Annotated in this window: 18 protein-coding genes; 6 read left to right on the forward strand and 12 right to left on the reverse strand. The window is 62.9% G+C overall.

Going from position 1 to position 16383, the window contains the following annotated elements:
* Positions 1 to 8 precede the first annotated feature (8 nt).
* The 3 genes from C2U58_RS02295 to C2U58_RS02305 form a co-directional block, all read right to left on the reverse strand.
* On the reverse strand, positions 9 to 185 hold the full coding sequence (locus tag C2U58_RS02295) for a DUF3606 domain-containing protein (protein WP_008266817.1): 177 nt from the start codon (positions 183 to 185) through the stop codon (positions 9 to 11).
* 18 nt (positions 186 to 203) lie between these two features.
* Positions 204 to 1148, reverse strand: a complete 945-nt coding sequence (locus C2U58_RS02300; protein ID WP_102944372.1) for a Ku protein — start codon at positions 1146 to 1148, stop codon at positions 204 to 206.
* Positions 1149 to 1232: 84 nt separating this feature from the next.
* Complete coding sequence (locus C2U58_RS02305) at positions 1233 to 1742, reverse strand: DUF892 family protein (protein WP_049427000.1); 510 nt, start codon at positions 1740 to 1742, stop codon at positions 1233 to 1235.
* On the opposite strand from C2U58_RS02305, the gene C2U58_RS02310 reads away from it, so the two are divergent.
* Complete coding sequence (locus C2U58_RS02310; protein ID WP_216362378.1) at positions 1741 to 3738, forward strand: YbhB/YbcL family Raf kinase inhibitor-like protein; 1998 nt, start codon at positions 1741 to 1743, stop codon at positions 3736 to 3738. The genes C2U58_RS02305 and C2U58_RS02310 overlap by 2 nt on opposite strands.
* Positions 3739 to 3782: 44 nt before the next feature.
* On the opposite strand, the gene C2U58_RS02315 is transcribed toward C2U58_RS02310, so the two are convergent.
* Entirely contained in the window at positions 3783 to 4160 is a 378-nt protein-coding gene (locus C2U58_RS02315) for a response regulator (RefSeq protein ID WP_102944373.1), read from the reverse strand.
* 161 nt (positions 4161 to 4321) lie between these two features.
* Between C2U58_RS02315 and C2U58_RS02320 the strand changes: the two genes are divergently transcribed.
* Positions 4322 to 5464: an ATP-binding protein gene (locus tag C2U58_RS02320; RefSeq protein ID WP_102944374.1), complete on the forward strand. Its 1143-nt coding sequence runs from the start codon at positions 4322 to 4324 to the stop codon at positions 5462 to 5464.
* Between the two features lies 1 nt (position 5465).
* On the forward strand, positions 5466 to 5828 hold the full coding sequence (locus C2U58_RS02325) for a response regulator (protein WP_102944375.1): 363 nt from the start codon (positions 5466 to 5468) through the stop codon (positions 5826 to 5828).
* 39 nt (positions 5829 to 5867) lie between these two features.
* Here C2U58_RS02325 and C2U58_RS02330 read toward each other — a convergent pair whose 3' ends face one another.
* From C2U58_RS02330 to C2U58_RS02340, 3 genes are all read right to left on the reverse strand, one after another.
* Positions 5868 to 6320, reverse strand: a complete 453-nt coding sequence (locus C2U58_RS02330; protein ID WP_100437276.1) for a BLUF domain-containing protein — start codon at positions 6318 to 6320, stop codon at positions 5868 to 5870.
* A gap of 165 nt (positions 6321 to 6485) precedes the next feature.
* Positions 6486 to 8687, reverse strand: coding sequence for a fimbria/pilus outer membrane usher protein (locus tag C2U58_RS02335; protein ID WP_146033388.1), 2202 nt, complete (start codon positions 8685 to 8687; stop codon positions 6486 to 6488).
* A gap of 9 nt (positions 8688 to 8696) precedes the next feature.
* Complete coding sequence (locus C2U58_RS02340) at positions 8697 to 9227, reverse strand: fimbria/pilus periplasmic chaperone (RefSeq protein WP_253256625.1); 531 nt, start codon at positions 9225 to 9227, stop codon at positions 8697 to 8699.
* On the opposite strand from C2U58_RS02340, the gene C2U58_RS20155 reads away from it, so the two are divergent.
* Positions 9109 to 9465 carry a hypothetical protein gene (locus C2U58_RS20155; protein WP_253256626.1) on the forward strand — a complete coding sequence of 119 codons (357 nt, stop codon included), beginning with the start codon at positions 9109 to 9111 and terminating at the stop codon, positions 9463 to 9465. The two genes, C2U58_RS02340 and C2U58_RS20155, sit on opposite strands and share 119 nt — an antisense overlap.
* A 3-nt stretch (positions 9466 to 9468) precedes the next feature.
* Here C2U58_RS20155 and C2U58_RS02345 read toward each other — a convergent pair whose 3' ends face one another.
* A complete protein-coding gene (locus C2U58_RS02345) occupies positions 9469 to 9966 on the reverse strand; it encodes a spore coat U domain-containing protein (protein WP_008266871.1) in 498 nt (165 codons plus the stop codon).
* 352 nt (positions 9967 to 10318) lie between these two features.
* On the opposite strand from C2U58_RS02345, the gene C2U58_RS20415 reads away from it, so the two are divergent.
* Positions 10319 to 10591, forward strand: a complete 273-nt coding sequence (locus tag C2U58_RS20415) for an HNH endonuclease (protein WP_343125461.1) — start codon at positions 10319 to 10321, stop codon at positions 10589 to 10591.
* A gap of 84 nt (positions 10592 to 10675) precedes the next feature.
* Here the strand turns inward: C2U58_RS20415 and C2U58_RS20160 are convergent, their stop codons facing one another.
* Together C2U58_RS20160 and C2U58_RS02365 are read right to left on the reverse strand one after the other, a co-directional pair.
* Positions 10676 to 10885, reverse strand: a complete 210-nt coding sequence (locus C2U58_RS20160) for a hypothetical protein (RefSeq protein WP_253256623.1) — start codon at positions 10883 to 10885, stop codon at positions 10676 to 10678.
* 628 nt (positions 10886 to 11513) lie between these two features.
* Positions 11514 to 12026 carry an H-NS family nucleoid-associated regulatory protein gene (locus tag C2U58_RS02365; protein WP_102944380.1) on the reverse strand — a complete coding sequence of 171 codons (513 nt, stop codon included), beginning with the start codon at positions 12024 to 12026 and terminating at the stop codon, positions 11514 to 11516.
* A 174-nt stretch (positions 12027 to 12200) separates the two neighbouring features.
* Between C2U58_RS02365 and C2U58_RS02370 the strand changes: the two genes are divergently transcribed.
* Complete coding sequence (locus tag C2U58_RS02370; protein WP_102944381.1) at positions 12201 to 12692, forward strand: hypothetical protein; 492 nt, start codon at positions 12201 to 12203, stop codon at positions 12690 to 12692.
* A gap of 38 nt (positions 12693 to 12730) precedes the next feature.
* On the opposite strand, the gene C2U58_RS02375 is transcribed toward C2U58_RS02370, so the two are convergent.
* The gene (locus tag C2U58_RS02375; RefSeq protein ID WP_102944382.1) at positions 12731 to 13549 is read right to left on the reverse strand and encodes a hypothetical protein; all 819 of its coding nucleotides are present in this window, start codon (positions 13547 to 13549) and stop codon (positions 12731 to 12733) included.
* Positions 13550 to 13624: 75 nt separating this feature from the next.
* Positions 13625 to 16276, reverse strand: a complete 2652-nt coding sequence (locus C2U58_RS02380) for a DEAD/DEAH box helicase family protein (protein WP_102944383.1) — start codon at positions 16274 to 16276, stop codon at positions 13625 to 13627.
* Positions 16277 to 16383 lie beyond the last annotated feature (107 nt).

A 16383-nucleotide genomic window follows, 5' to 3' on the forward strand; every position in this document is an offset into this window, starting at 1 on the left:
GCTCCTCGTTACTTGCCCAGGTGCTTGCGAACGGCCGCAGCGGTGGGGCCCACGGCTTTGACGGCGGCCCGGAGCTCGTCGGCGGACACGCCCAGCGCCTTGGTCCAATACTGGAGCTCGTAGTCTTCGTTGACGTTGATGCGGTCGCGGTCCGGGCTGCCGGTGTTCTTCTTGTCGTCGCTCATGAGAATCTCCTTGGGTGATCAGGCGCTCTTTCGAGCCTTCTTGGCGGGGGACTTCTTTGCGGCTTTCTTTGCTGGGGCCTTCTTAACGGCGGCCTTCTTGGCAGGCTTGCTGTCTTTGGTGGAGGGCTTGGAGGCGGTCTTCACCGGCGTTGCCTTCGCCGGGGTGCGCTTGTTGGTCTCCAAGCTCTTTTGGAGCAAGGCCATGAAATCCACCACGTTGGTCGCCGAGTCCTCGCGGTGCTCCGGTTCCTCAAACGTCGTCGTGGCACCGGCCTGCTTGACCCGCTTCTTGATGATGTCGGACAGGCGCTCGCGGAACTCGTCCTGGTAGCTGTCCGGCTCCCACTCAGAGGTCATGCTCTCAATCAGCTGCTTGGCCATTTCGAGCTCTTTGGGCGCAACCCGGTAGTCCGACGCCCCCCCCTGCGGCAGTTTGTATTCGTCCGGAGCCACCAACTCCTGCGGGTAGCGAAGCAGGATCATGATCAACGCATCGCCTTCGGGCATCACCGCGCAAATGTATTCGCGCGTGCGGATGACCACCCTGGCGATGCCCACCTTGCCGGTTTCCTTCAGGGTCTCTCTGAGCAGGACATAGCCCTTTTCGGCCTTCTTGCCGGGCACCAAGATGTAGGGCTTTTCGAAGAACCTCAGCCCGATGCTCTCGGCGTCGACAAAGGCCTCCACGTCGATGGACTCGTGCGTCTCGGGGGCGGCCGCGGCGATGTCTTCTTTCTCTATGACGACGTAGCTGCCCTTGTCGTATTCGAAGGCTTTGACGATGTCCTTCCAAGGCACTTCTTCGCCGGTTTCGGCGTTGACCCGCTCGTAGCGAATGGGCTTTTTGTTTCGTGCGTCCAACATGCGAAAGCTCAGATCCATGCGACGCTCGCCGGACATGAGGGACACCGGAACGTTGAGCAGCCCGAAGGACAACGAACCACTCCAGATGGGCCTGGGCATGCCAGCCGCCTCCAATCCTAGGGCCTTTCGTTGTAGGCCCGGCCGCGTCGGCCGGGCGTGAACCCGGCCGGCGCGGCGCAGCGGTTACTTTTTGGCTTCGACGCCCGGCGTGGCGTCGCGCACCATGAACTCTTCGGTCACCTCGGGCAGGTGGGCCGCCAGCCAGTCGGCCATCGCCTCTTCCTGCACGAGGATTTCTTCGCAGATCCGGGCCGTTTCTGCATCGCCCACCGTCTTCGCTGCGGCGATCAGGGCCGTGTAGGAGGCGATCTCGAAATGCTCGAAGACGTAACCGGCCATCGCGCCTTTGACGATCTCATCGGAGGCCGTCATGCCGCCGACGGCCTGACCGAAGGCTGCCATCTTGCCCATCACGTCCTTGAGGGTCGACGGCGAGCCGCCCAGGCGCTTGATGCACCCCTCCAGCAGTTCGCGTTGACCGATGGTTTCTTGGATGTGTTCCTCGATGCGCGCCTTCAGCACCGGGTAGTGCTCGATGCGGGACGCCTGCCCCTTGAGCATGGTCTCCGCCTGTTGCTCCATTGCGTGTGCGTCGCGCAGCCAGTCCAACAGGTTCTCTTTGAGCTCTGCCATGGATGTCCTCCTCTCGTGTCGGGCGAAGCCTTACCGTATCGAGGCTGGGATGCGGATCAAGCGATCCCCGAGTGAAGGCTTGGCGAACGGCGGAGCATCTCAGACCGGCGGTGCGTGGGCCTGGAGATCGATGGCCCTCGTGGTGAACGGCGCGCATGCAACGCATTCGCAGGCCATTGACCGCTCCCGCCCCATGCTGAACGCTCCTCAGCGCCAGGCCATCCTTATGACCCGTTCCGCGCTTTTGCTCGTCTTCTTGGCCCCCTCTCTCGCCCTCGCTCAGCAGGGGGACGGAACCGACGTCCAAGCCAACGTCCACACGTTCAAGCCGGCCAAGCTGGACGCGACGCCCGACCGCGTTCAGGCCCTGAAGGTGCCCAGCGGCTTCCAAGTGCGCCCCCTTGTGCAAGGCCTTCAGAATCCCCGGATCATCGCCGTGGCACCAGACGGGCGGATTTACATCTCGCGTCGAGATCAAGGCGACGTGCTGTTGCTGGAGGATGCCAATGAAGACGGGGCTCTGGACGCCGAGCCGAAGGTAGTCTTCTCTCGTCCAGGAGCGCATGGGCTGGCCATCGCCAACGGGCAGCTGTATGTCGCCACCGCCAACGATGTGTATCGCGCACCCATACGCCCGGACGGCACGTTGGGTCCAGAGGAACGGATCATCAACGACCTGCCCGATGGCGGCCAGCACCCCAACCGCACGCTGGCCTTCGGCCCCGACGGGATGCTCTACATCAGCGTGGGTTCGTCCTGTAACGCGTGCAACGAGACCAATCCCGAGCACGCGGCGCTGCTGAGGTCCTCGCCGGATGGCAAGAACCGGTCCATCTTTGCCAGCGGCCTGCGAAACACCATCGGCTTTGCTTGGGACCCCAAAACGGGGGAGCTGTGGGGGATGGATCACGGCATCGACTACTTGGGCAATGACGAACAGCCCGAGGAGCTCAACCGCATTCAGAAGGGAAAGAAGTATGGTTGGCCTCACATCTGGGGCAAGGACGGGGTGAATCCCCAGAGCACGCCGCCAGGGCAGATCAGCAAACAGCAATGGGCCGCGACAAGCGAGCCCATGGTGCTGGGCTACACGGCCCACGCCGCTCCCATGCAGATGCTGTTCTACACCGGCCAGCAGTTTCCGGCCGCCTACCGTGGGGATGCCTTCGTGACGATGCGCGGTTCCTGGAACCGCAAGCCAGCATCGGGCTACGAGGTGGTGCGGATTCGTTTCGACGCCGGCAAGCCGGTCGGGTTTGAGCCCTTCCTGACCGGCTTCCTGGTCGACAATGGCCAGGCACACATTGCACGCCCGGTGGGATTGGCAATGACGAAGGGCGGTGCCCTGCTGGTCGGCGACGACGCCAATGGCGTCATCTATCGGGTGACTTACGGCCAGGGCCAAGCGTCCGCCTCCCCCGCTGCTGCGGTGCCCAGCGGTCCCTTAATGGCCCAAGTCAATCAGGGGTCTGGAGTGCCGTTGGCCAAGGATCGGATCGGCAAGGCCGCCGCGTTCGAGTTCCGCTCCCCGTCGTTCGCCTCGGGCCAAGCGTTGCCTCCCCGTTTCAGCGCGTATCACGACGATGCGTCGCCCGCTCTTTCTTGGAGCCCGGTGCCTGGTGCCAAGTCCTATGCGCTGATCATGGAGGATCCGGATGCAGCCAACGTCAAACCCTTCGTTCACTGGGTCGCTTACAACATCCCAGCGACCACGCAATCGCTGCCGGAGGGCCTGCCGGTCGATCCGCGGCTGCTGAAACCGGAGGGAATGCTGCAGGGGGCGAACAGCCGAGGGTCTGTGGGGTATTTCGGCCCCAAACCGCCAGTGGGCGATCCACCCCACCATTACCACTTCCAGCTGTTGGCCTTGGACACCGTGCTTGATTTGAAGGCCGGCGCGACGCGGGACGAGGTGCTAAAGGCCGCGAAGGGCCACATCCTGGGTGTGGGCGAGACCGTGGGCACTTACCAGCAGACCGAGGCCCCGCTGAACTAAAAAAGGGACCCGAAGGTCCCGACCGGTGCCCAAGGCCCGGAAACTCAGTGAACCTCCAGTCCCTGGCGAAGGGACTGGAGGGCGGCGGCGATCTCTTTCAGGCGAAAAGGCTTTTCAAGGAAGGGCGTGTCTTTGAAGCGTTCGGGCAGCCGGTTGGCCCCAAGACCGGTCGTAAACAGGAACGGCACCCCCAACTCGACCAAGCGATCGGCCACGGGGTAAGACTCGACCCCGTTCAAGTTGACGTCCAGCACCGCCACATCGAAAGCGGCTTCCTCGGCGCATGCCAAGGCTGTGGGCAAGTCTTCCGCCGTCTTGGAGACGTCGTAGCCGACTTGGGCAATGGCCTGCTCCAAGACCATCATGAGAGTGGGCTCGTCCTCTACAAGAAGAACCCTTACTGCTTTGCCGTCCAATCCCATGACTTTCTCCCTACAAGCGCTCTGCGTGGTTGTGCCACGATTGAACAGTGTGGCCCGAGGGCTCGCCCGATTTGTGAAGGAAACGTAAAAGGATGACGGCCGTCGCTCTTCTACACTGCGCACTCTGTCGCCCTTCGGTGGCCCTGCCGAGAGGATGACCCATGAACCAACCAGCGAAAGCGAAAACCGATTTGAGGGACGAGAGCCGGCAGTTTGCCCTGCTGGTGAACTCCGTCACCGACTACGCCCTTTACATGCTCGACACCGCCGGGGTGATTCAGACCTGGAACCCGGGTGGGCAGCGAATCAAGGGATATGTCGCTGCCGACGTAGTCGGCACCAACTTTTCCCGCTTCTACCTGCCCGAGGAAGCCCAAGCCGGATTGCCAGAGCGAAACTTGCGCACCGCCGCCCTGGAGGGGCGCTACGCTGCCGAAGGCTGGCGATTGCGGCAGGACGGAACACGCTTCCGTGCCAGTGTGGTGATCGACCCCATCTGGGAAGACGGGGAGCTGGTGGGGTTTGCCAAAATCACCCGCGACATCACCGAGCGCCACGAGGCGCAGGAGCAGCTGCTCCAAGCCCAGCGCGATCTCCTGCAGGCGCAGAAGATGGAGGCCATCGGCAAGTTCACGCTCGGCTTGGCCCATGATTTCAACAACCTGTTGACGATCGTGGCCAACTGTCTGGATCTCATCAGCCTGAGGGTGAAAGACGGAGGCGTGGCCAAGCTCATCGATACCGCGCAGCGGGCCGCCGAGCGCGGGGCCCTTCTGACTCGGCAGTTGCTGACCTTCGGCAAGGGACAAACCCTGGTGCCAGAGGCCGTCGACTTGGCCGCCTTGATGGCCGAATGCGAAGCGCTGCTTCGCCGCTCTGCCGGTGACGCGATCACAGTGACGATCGAGGTTTCTCGAGGCCTTCCGACCCTGTCGCTGGACAAAGCACAGCTGGAGGCCGCAATCCTTAACCTGGTGTGCAACAGCCGCGATGCCATGCCGAAGGGCGGAACGATCCTCATCACGGCCTCTGCGCGGCAAGCCCGCGATCCTACGTTCCCCAGCGAGCTGGAAAGACCATACATCTGCCTGAGCGTGCAAGACGACGGTTCAGGGATTGTGGCGGACCAGCAGGCCAGGGTATTCGAACCGTTTTTCACCACAAAACCCATTGGAAGGGGCAGCGGGCTGGGCTTGAGCCAAGTATTTGGCTTCACGGCCCAGTCCGGCGGGTTCACCGAGCTCCAGAGCGAGCTTGGGAAGGGAACCCGCGTTAGCCTCTGCTTCCCCGCACCAGAGCATTGAGATGCCGATCCACGTGTTGTTTGTTGAAGACGAAGACGATCTCCGCAACGTCGTCGTCGAGGCTCTGACCTCTCAGGGCTTCCAAGTCACTCCCGCCAGCAACGGGGACGAGGCCCTCGTCCTCCTGCGCGGCGACGCTAGGTTCGCGGTGGTAGTGACCGACTTCAACATGCCAGACAGCGCCGACGGGCTGGAGGTCGCGGCGGAAGCCGCGGTTGCTCAACCCCAGGCCCGCGTCATGCTCGCGTCTGGTCTTCAACGCTCGCAGCTGCCCCCCCTGCCCGAGACGGTTCGATTTCTCCCGAAGCCTTACCGCTTCCGACAGCTTGTGACGGCGATCCACGAAGACTTGGGTTGCACGTAGGGGTCGGATTCCTTGCGCGGCCTGGCGGTCGCCAACAACTCACTTCCCCACCAGTGCGCGCCTGCTCACCAGAAACATCAAACGGTCGATCGCGGTTGCGTTCAATGCTTCTCCGTCGCCCCGCACCTTGAAGCCGGCCCAATCGCCCACCGCGACCTCGCTCAGCTCTTTGACTTCCACTGGCAACCAGCGCATGGGCCAGTAAGGCAAGCGGCGATCCGTGATCGTCCCTCTTTGCAGCTCGATCAGATCGTGATGGCTCGAGGCTCCGAGCACCCTAGAGAACGCCACGTCCAACCCGTCCGGGGGTCCCTCCAAGTATTGGAGGAAGCGCGTCCCGTCGAACAAGAGCACCCCACTGACACCTGCGTCCCGGTTAAAACGAGTTGCGTCGTCGACCAGCTCCTGGAGCTTGCCGCTCCGGAGGCCAAGCAGATCGCCGCGCAACGCGTCGGACGCTTCGCTGACATACACCACAGCCCTGATGGGCATTGGGCGCTCCTTCTCAACTGGTCTGGCCGTCCCCCCTTCCACGGAATGTAGTCGTGCCTCGGCGTTTAGGCAATGGCGCAGACTAGAGGTCGAAGGTTTTCCAAGTGATTGCTGGTAAGGACGGGGATCGTCTGGTCCGCCCACCCGCGAAGGGGATCCGGACGCTTAGTCGCACCTCACCTCCGCCACAACCCCAATGCCCTGCAGCGGCGACGGCAACACGGCTTTGCACACGCCCGACACCTCGACGGCCATCCCCGGCTCGGGGTGCTCCAAGTAGAGCGCTCCGTCGTAGCCCACCATTGCTTGTTCGTTCGGCGTAGATGCCAGGGTGCCTGGCGCGATGCTGGCCCCTGTCAGGGTGAAGGCCCGGGCGTTCCGGGTCAGCACCGGGAAGGTCACCCGCACGCCGCCTTGGCGGGGGGCCACGGATTGCTTTTCGGTCTCCCCAATCTCCACACCCACGGGCAGGTCTTTATCTTTGAGACTGAAGGTGGTGTGCAGCAGGGAGGGCACGTTGGTGACCAGCACGCGCCCCTGCCGGTTGGTGATGCCCACCGGCGCCCCGTTGACCCGCACCGGCAAGCCCGCCTGGCCCGGCACATCCACCACGGCGAAGCTGGCGTAGGCGGGTCGCCCGAAGGCCACGCCGCGGTGGTCCAGGAACACGGCGCCGGAGAAGTTGGCCGCCACCTGGGTTTGCCCGTCGTAGCGGTCCAGCATGATCCGGGCGTCGCCGTAACGCGTCATGGCATCCGCCGTGGCCTGGGTGCTGCCCTGATCGCCCTCGGTGTGCTCTGCAGCCACGCGAAGGCCGCCCTCGGTGCGGTAGGTCGCTCGGGTGGTCAGGGCATCCTGGCCTGGGGCCTGGCGGGCCCGCACACCCACGCTGGCCTTGCTGCCGAAGCGATACGTGTAGCTCGCCGATACCTGGAGATCGCCGCCGTTGAGGTCCTTCAGCACGTTGGCGGACACCTGGCCTGCAGTGCCCAGGTTCGCGCTCACGCCCAAGGAAGCGAAGGCCAGGCTGGAGCGCCCCGTGTCGATGGCGCTGTAGATGCCACGCAAAGTGAAGCGGCGATCCGGGCGGTAGGAAACGCTGGCTTGGGTGCGCGAAGCGATGGGCAGCGCCGTCTCGCTCTGCAGTCGCCAGAAGCCGTCGTTTTCTTCGTGTTCCAGCCGCAGGCCAAAGGTGGGCCCTCGGTAGTCGTAGGCAGCAGCCCAACGCGTCCCGCCGTCGCTTGAGCGCCCCACCTCCCCGTCGAGCACGCCCCAGGTGCCCGAGGCCCAGGTGGAACCCACGGTGACGTTGCCCTTGCCGTTCTCGTCCACCTGACCACCACCTCGGATGGTCCAGCGGTCGTTGACGCCCTTGGCCCAGGAAGCGCCGACGCCGGCCGTGCCGTAGCGGTTTTCGTCTTCGCGGACTTGTCCGGCCGCGATTTCCCAAGCGGAGAGTCCAGGACGCAGCAGGGTTGGGGCCACGTAGAGCCGTGCAGTGGAAACGGCAGTTTCCCGGCCGTAGGCGTCACGCACCACTACATCCGTTTGGCTGGCCCCCAGGGCCACGTTTCGACCGTCCACGGTGAAGGGGCCGGCCTTGACGTCTTGGCGTGTGATTTCGGCCTGGTTGGACAGGACCTTGACCTGCCCCGGATCCAACGCGATCCCCCCCAAGGTCGGGACGGGCCACGTCGGCGTGAGCGGATCCAGCGCTGCCGGGTCCTTCGCGAGGCGAATGCCGCCCAGCGCCACCGGGCCGATGCGGGGCGTGGCGTAGACATCGCCGGCTTGCCAAGTCCGTTGGCGCGGCAGGTCGTCTTTCTGCCAAGCGGTCATGCCGCGGCGCATGCCAAACCCGTTGGGGGATTGGTTGAGCTGCCCGGTGGTGGAGACCACGCCCCAACGCCCTCCGGTGCGCGCCTCCAGTGCCAAGGACGTCGCTTGTTGGCCGCCTGCAATCTGGGTGGCGAGGTTGTAGTTGACCAAGACGCCCCCGATGGCGGGCGACACCTGAGAAACCGGAGTGCCGTGCTGGCTGAGCTGCTGCGCCGGCTTGCGGTCAGCCGGAATGGTGAGCTGGACGGTGGCGTTCTCGGGGGTGTAAGCCACGGTCACGCCCAAGGCTTGGTCGGTCAGGTCCTGGCCCTCCTCGCCCGGGCGAAGGGTCACGCCGAGCTGCTGCCAGGTCGTGGATTCGGCCACCCAGGCCCCACTTTGCTGCCAGAGCAACACGGGGTCCTTCGCGGGCAGCCCGTTGGCCCGGATTGGCGCGGCCAGCACCGGCTCCACCCCGTCTGGGATGGCCGCGTGCGCGCTGCCGATGGACAGGGCCAGCGCGAGGCCCAGGACGCTTCCCCGCCGCACGTGTCGCCCTCAGTTCACGGGGACGACGACGGGGGACCCGTTGACCGTGATCGAGAGCGTGGACGCCTTGAGGCCAGGCTTGAGCTCCACGTGCTTGCTCTGCCCCGGCAATACCCATCCCAGCGCCCCTTCGCGCCATGCCGGCATGCCTTGAGGACCGACGGCGGTCAGGCGCGCGGCGGTCGAACCGGTGTTGGTCAGCAGAAGGCCGTCGGGGGTGAAGCGGGCCATGAGCACCGGAGGACCGGCCTTGGCGTCTTCAAACCCCACCGGCAGGTTCTGGTGGATCAACAACTGCACCTGGCCCGCCGTGGACGGCTGGGGCAACTGGCGCAGCAGCACGCGGTAGTAGCCGGGGGCGCCGACGCTCTGGGTGCGGACCAACCGCACGGCCCGGCGGGATCCAGGCGGGATCTCGACAATGGACGGTGCCGCGATCACCGCCTTGGCGGGGCTGGTCACGTCCTGCCCGTTGGAATCTTGGGACCAGTCCAACACCGTGACCTGGAAGCGCTCCGAGGCGCCTCCATGGTTTTCCAAGGTCAACGCGCCTGCCCTTTCTCCAGCCGGGGCCACGATGCTTGTGGGAAACAACGACACGTTGCCCGCCGATGCAGGAGCGGCGCACAGCAAAAACGATGAAACCACCAACAAACGCTTCAACATCATTCCTCCGAAACGATCACCTCCTTTGATCCAACCAAAACTTTTAAAGTTGTCAACCCACCACCAAAAGAAAACCCCCGGAGATTTCCGGGGGCTCAAGGAAAACGTTTGAGGATCAGTAAGTCAGGGTCACGGCGATGGTGTCGGAGAAGGTTCCGCCGGGCACCTTGTTCAAATCATAGAAGGCATAACCGATGCCAATCATCTGCTGCTCACCGGTTCCCACGCCCTCCCAAGCATCGGCCCCACTGCCCCACACTTGGCTGGCACCAGGATCTTTGAAGAGGCCGTAGGCGACGAAGTTTCCGGCCCCATCGGACACGGCGCGGTGATTGGGACGAGCAATCGCGGCGCCGTAGTTCAACCCATCGCCGGGCACGATGCTGAAGGCGGTGCCTTGGTTGCAGCGAACCATCAACGCACCATTGGAATAGCCCTGCGTGCCGGACGCCAAGCCGTTGTATTCACCGCCGCCCAGCTGGGTCACGAGCAGGCTGCACTCGTTGTTCACGGTCGCAGAAATCATCAGGTCTTCGGTGACGTCAGCGGCGGACGCCGAAGTGGCAGAAAACGCGGCCATCAAGGCCAGAGAAAAAGAAAGGGTCTTGCGCATGAAAAATCCTCCTCGGATATTGGGGAAAAGGGATATGGCCCGGCTTGGGCTTACTTCACCAATACTCGATAAATCCATTTCCGCAAGAGGATCTGACAACACGATTTTGCAGATGCCAACCCAAGCGCTTGCACCGAAGACACGAGTAAGCTAAAAAGCAATCGCCGGTCGCAGAAGCGTCGGTGTTGTGCCCGCATAGCCAATAGGCTCCGGGTGCCCGAGGTCCACCCAATGGGGGCGCGGGAATCTTTTTTTGATTCCGGAGCCATCCATGACGACCAAGCGCCGCAAATCCATCCGCACATCCGCCTTCCATGCCCAGTCTGGCCGCTGCTACTACTGCGGCCTACCGATGTGGCTCGCGGCTCCTTCAGAACTCGGGCTGAAGCCCAGCAAAGCTCTAGCCTTTCAATGCACCGCCGAGCACCTGGTCGCCCAGCAGGACGGGGGCCGAGACGTATCCGGGAACGTGGTGGCCGCACACGCCCGGTGCAACCAGTGCAGGCACAAGCGAAGCGGGCCAGCTCCTTCCCCTGAAACGTTCCGGGCCTTGGTTCAGAAGCGGCTGGCAGTGGGAAGATGGTGGTCCAAACTGCCGCCAGGGGTTGCACGTGCTCCTGTATGACCTCATCTAGCTATACGAACCTTCGTTTGAACGGGCACGCACAAGGTTCACTTGGCCCGATACCATAAGATCCCGAACGCTCTTTCAGGCGGACAGGCGCTCAGCAATCCAATCCATCCATCCGGATTGTGCAGCCGTCGCATTGGCGCTCAAGGGTCCACGCCCAGAGAGGAGCTCAAGGCCGTCGGCTTCGGCGCGGAACTGAGGGAAGAACGGGCCGTTGACGCCCATCACGAAGAAGTCGCCTTGTAATGCGCAACAGCGCTTGGCAATGGTTGACCCAGTAAGTGGCATCGGCGGTTTCCGAGCGCCCTGGCCTGAGCCAAGGTGCCACCTCACGCACATGCGCAGCGACGTGATCGTCCAAATCCTCGATCCCGTGCAACGTGGCCGCATCGCCTGCTTCCGGCTCGTCCTCTGGCCCCTCTACGTCTGCGAAGTCCACGAAGGACGGGACCCACACCGACGTGACCGGCGTTGCCTCGCCGCACTTCCAACACTCCACGCTGGCCTGCAGGAGTGCATAGCTCGGAGCGGACAAGGTTCGCTTCATTCGCCCTGCCCCACGGCCGCGGCTCGCACCTCTTGAAGGCGCAGGGACAGCTTGCTGGCAGACACCTTCCCTCCGCGGCTGCCCCGCACCTCATCCACGACCGCCAGGGCCATGACCACGGCTTGGAGGAGATCCGATTTCGTCCGCCCCTGCTCGCTCCACTCGCCCGGAAGGGCGGTCAATGCAGCGACCGCGTCTTCCCCTGACAAGTATTGGACGCACGTCAAGGCAGACCAATGAAGCCCAAGCTCGTTGCGCAGTCGCATTCCCGCCTCCTCTTGTAAGAGCGTTCCGTCGGCCATGTCGAGCAACACGTGTGCAGCGGCCAACGCCTTGGCACGGGCATTCGCAGGGCCTTTGTCCACGGGATTAAGCAGCCGGCTTCGGCTTGGCCTTCTTGGCAGGTTTCCGAATCGGCTTTGCCTTCCCTGCCTTCTTGGCGACCTTCCCCACCTCCGCAGCCCCCTTGGCCGCGGACTTCTTCACCTTACCAGCGGCGGGCGGGAACTTGGCCTCAGGGTTCGCCTGCGCCCACGCCTTGCCTTCTGCCGACTTGGCCCATGCCGCGAACGCCGTGGGTGCCAGTCCACGACCTGCCCAGGTCTCTCCCGTCGGAAGTCGATACTTGGGAGCGACTTTGCCGAGCTTTCGACCCTTCAGCGGCCCAGCAGAAAGTTTCGGGGAACGCGCCGGCTTGACGTCGATGGCCTCGCCAATGAGCTTAGCAATCCGGCGACGCTGGGCAGCACTGAGAAGCTTCGCATACTTCTGAAGCACCGCGATGGCCTTAGGAACCTCACCGTCGCGTTTCTCCACCAACCGTTTTTGGGCTTCGAGTTGTTTGATTTCCGCGTTGATCGACTGAAGGGTGGTCAAGGCCAAGGCAAATACTCCGTTGAGGGCAAGCAAGGGTTATAGCCCATTGGCGGGACAAGGGCCAATGCAGGACCGACCCGTCGACCCGATTACTCACAATAGCGCCACCTTCCCAGCGACTAATCACGCGTTGCCGGGCCCTTTCATATTGGGATCGTAGGGCTGAGATATGATGCCGGCATGCCCATTCGCCCTGACCTCGCCTACGATCTGCTCAAGACCTTCAGCAAACTGGAGTTCCAGCTTCGACGGCATGGAGATTTCTTCCGGAAGGATAGGCAAGGCGATCCGATTCCCGATGTGGCTTGGCGCAAAGTGGAAGACCGCGCCCGCTCGCTTGGCGACGCCTTTTTGAAAGAAGTCCCCGAGTGGGCACGCAAGCGCCTTCTTGGTCAGCGCGACGAACGCCCCATGAAACAGAGGATCGTGAAGGAGGACGGGCGCCGAGTGGCCCGCTTCATGCCCAGCCCCTTGGATGCAGACTCAGATGCGGTGGCCCTCGTCCAAGCCATGCAGCAAGTCCGCAACAACCTCTTCCACGGGGGAAAGGAAGATTCGGAAGAGGATCCATACGCGGAAGACGACGACTGGGTGTATGCCGCGACTCAAGTTGCCCTCGCCCTCCAACGCGCGTTGGTGAACGGATGGCTCGACAGCGGCGGGGAGCAATAACTCAACGACCAGCCCCATGCCATCAACGGCTCGGCTAGTCAGGGGGAGTTGGGAGCGGGCTGCTGCGTCATGAAGGTCGGACACCCGTCTTGCCGCATTGCTTTGGCGTAGAAGGATGGAAGCTCCAAAGCAGTCACCCCCTCTTCCACTGCCAGTTGAAGGGGGATGGCCTCCCAGAAGCTCACGATGGCATTTGAGAAAGCATCCAAATGCTCCTCGGTCACGCACATGTGGGTGTAGTCCACGTAGCGCCACGACCCCTCATCTGACTCCAGTTGGGGAACGAATCGAGGGAAACGCTGCTTCAAGGCTTCGAAGGCCGGGCCTTCGCCATGCTTGAAGACGTTGACGACCAGCCGCAAGGCCTCGAGGTCTTGGTAGTGCGGCACTGACGGCACATCCCACCCGAAAGCGACCAACAGCGCCTCCAGCTGAGTCCATTCGCACCGCCAGACCTGATCCCGGCTCTTCTCTCCAATGACCCACCCGGCCTGGCGCAGTTCGCGAGCGACGCGGACGCGAAAGCTCTTTTCGAAGTGGTGATACATGCCAGCGGCGATACCCAGCAGGGTGCGCTCTCGCATTTCATGGAGCAGGTCGTAATGTTCGAGGCTCTGATGAAAGGCCGCCTCGTAAACCATGGACATGTCCCATTGCTCGGGGTCGAAGCACTCTGGCGGATTCTCCAAGCAGTCCTGCTCTATGGCTTCCGCCTCTGCTTCGATCGCAGCAAACGGCGTCAGGAGGCGGGCTTTGGCTTGAGCCAAATAAAAGCGCTGCTCTTTGACTCGCAAAGCGATCTCTTCTGCCATGAAGCAGAAGACGCCTCTGCGCCTGCGCGTGACCAGGACTTGCATTGTCGGCTCCGTTTTCCCTTGAGGGCTTATGGGGTAGAACGTGAGGTATAAGGCCGGTCTTCCATGACTGCTTGCTTACCTCTTTTCCCGAATGGCAGCCTGAAGTTGCTCGGTCACGCTGTTGCCCTTCTCGTCCCTCAGCTGGGCCATGAGGTAGATCCCCCTGCCCTTGCTCTTGCTGGCCCACAGCTCACCGATCATGCGTTTCTCCTTCTCGGAGTCCGCCGTGTAACGGTCGCCGCCTTTGTATTCAACGACCAGCAGGCGACCGTCCTTGAGCTTGGCAACGAAGTCCGGGTAGGTCCGCTGCTTGGACGTCGGCATCCAGAACTGGCTCTTGTCCACCAGGTTGCGGACCCAGAACTCCACCTCGTCCAGCTGATCGATGGCCTGGGCGCAGAGGAACTCCTCGCCCACCTTGCCCCCGGCGGTCTTCCATTGAAGATCGCCCACGAAGGGGTAGTAGTGCTTGCGGAAGCGATACGTGCCGCCTTGGTAGTAAGAATGCGCTGGATACTGGGTCATGTCCGCGGGGTAGGTGAACATGGCATCAGGCTCGTCGCTGACCACGATCTCAGCGTCGGCACCAAACAGGGCCTGCTGGAAGCCATCCTTGAGCGCCTCCGCCTTGGCGATCTGAAGCTGCTCGCCGAGCTTCCGTCGGAGCACGAACTGGCCATTGAGCAGTTGCGATAGCGAGAAGCCCCGATCTTCGGACAGCCCGCTGATGGACCGGCGCAACCACTCCCGCAGCACGGGCTGCTTGACCCCCGGATCACGGATCTTTTGGTCCAACCAGCCCACCAAGTCCGCTTGAGTGCGGTCCTTAGCGAAGCCTGGCAAGTAGGTATTCACGTCGTCGTCAATCGGCGTGTAGCTGACCTTCTCTTCCACCAAATCGACTTCAAAGGTCTTGCTATCTGCATTGAACTTGAGGCTTGTCAAGTCCGGGGGATAGGCCAGCAAGTCCCAGGTGAAGCCCGGCGGCGTGGCGCCGCTCTCCACGAACTCCAGCTCGCCCTGCTCCATGACCCCGAGCCGGGGCACGCTGAACACCGCGCCGTTCTGGCTAGGGGCTTTGACGGCCTTGGCGGCGATCTGGTGCCGCTGGATTGTAGCCGCCGCTTCCTCGCGCTCCTTGGTTGGCACAGCCTTGGTGATCGCTTCCACGGTGGAGTCGTCCACCTCGCCCGTGATCTCCACCGAGCCGCCCTTGCCTTCCTCGTTCGGAGTGAAAACAACGCTGGTCTGGTCCCGAGCAGGGATACCAGTAAGGTCCGGCTGTTTGCTCACAGCAATGGTGGCCTTGGGCGTCACGGGGACCGGATTGACCTTGCCGCCTTGCAAGTCCAAGCCGGGACCAGGGGTGGGATCCGGCAGCACGGCGCCCACGGCCTCCAGAGGGTTGAAGCCGATGTCGATGAGCGACTTGGTGAGCTCTGCGGCAGCCAGATTGAACGCCGCAGTCGTGACATGGGCGTAGGCCTTGTTCATGGCCTCCTGCTTGCGGCGGGTGGCATACGGCATGCGCAGCACGCGCCCCAGCAGCTGCTGGATGTCCTTGTCGCTCTTGACCTGGGCCACCGAGCAGAAGACGTAGGCAAAGGAGCAATCCCACCCTTCCTTGAGCGCTTGCTTGGTGATGATGACCTCAATGGGGCAGTCCTTGGCGAACAGGTCCACCCCGTCGATCTCGCGCTGATCGCCCGTGGCGATGGCAATCGCCTTCTCGGGCACCTTCTCGTTGTCGATGAGGTGCTTCTTGACCTCCTCAACCGTGGCGATGCCCTTGGCGTTCTCAGCCTGAATCAGCAGGATGGGACGGATGTAGTCCGGCTCGCCTAGCGCGGTCTTGCCCAACTCGTTACGGCGGGCCACAGCGCTGCCCACTGCGACTTCCCATTGCCCGACGTGCTCCTTGAGCACGACTGGGAACTTGATCATGTCCGCGCCCTTGAGCTCAAAGGCACTGACGCTGACCAGCACGTTGCTCTTGCTGGCCTCCGGGGTTGCGGTCAGCTCCACCACTACCTTGGCACCCAGGCGCTCGTAGACCTGATAGGACAGGGGCGTGTTGGCATTGTGGGCTTCGTCGGTGATGACCAACGGGCCGTGAAGTTTCAGCAGATTGGCAAAGGACGCGATGGCCTTTCCCGCCTTGTTCTGCTCCAAGTAGGGCAAATCGGACACGCTGCCGGCGAAGTGGGGCTCCAGATCTTCGTGGTGCTCGTAAACCTTGCGGCCTTCCTGGTTCTCCACGCGCAGGGCCGCCATGGTCGAAATGACCACGCACACCTTGGTGCCCAAGTCAGCGGGGCGGATGTGGGTGAAGTCCTCCACATCGAACACCGCAACCTTGCCGCCAAACGCTTCATCCAGCTCCTGGCGGTAGGGATGACGGGGGTTCTTGAAGGCTTCCAGCGTCTGGGTCTTGATCTGGGTGGTGGGCACCATCCACATGACCAGCGGGAACTCGCGCTCGAGGTAGGCGTCGCCCGCCGCTTGGATGATGTGCGCGCCCATGACCGTTTTGCCGCCGCCCGTTGGAATGCGTAGGCACACGTAGGGCGAGGCCTCCAGATGAGGCATGGGTTTGTATTGCGTGACCAGACCGGCATCCACGTTCTTCTCAAACGCGGATGCGGGGCCGGTCAGCCGGGCGTCTTCGAGGAACTGGGCCAGGCTGGACAACGCCCGCTGCTGATACACCTTGAGGGAAAGAGCCATGCTTAGCGTGCCTTGATGTCGTAGGGGGTCTGCTTGAAGGTGATCTGGAGCTCCTCCAGCCGCTCCTGGGGCAAATCGGGTTCACCCCCGTTTTCACGGACACTTAC

It is taken from the genome of Stenotrophomonas sp. VV52, from assembly GCF_002893095.1.
In the GTDB taxonomy this organism is placed as follows: domain Bacteria; phylum Pseudomonadota; class Gammaproteobacteria; order Xanthomonadales; family Xanthomonadaceae; genus Stenotrophomonas; species Stenotrophomonas aracearum.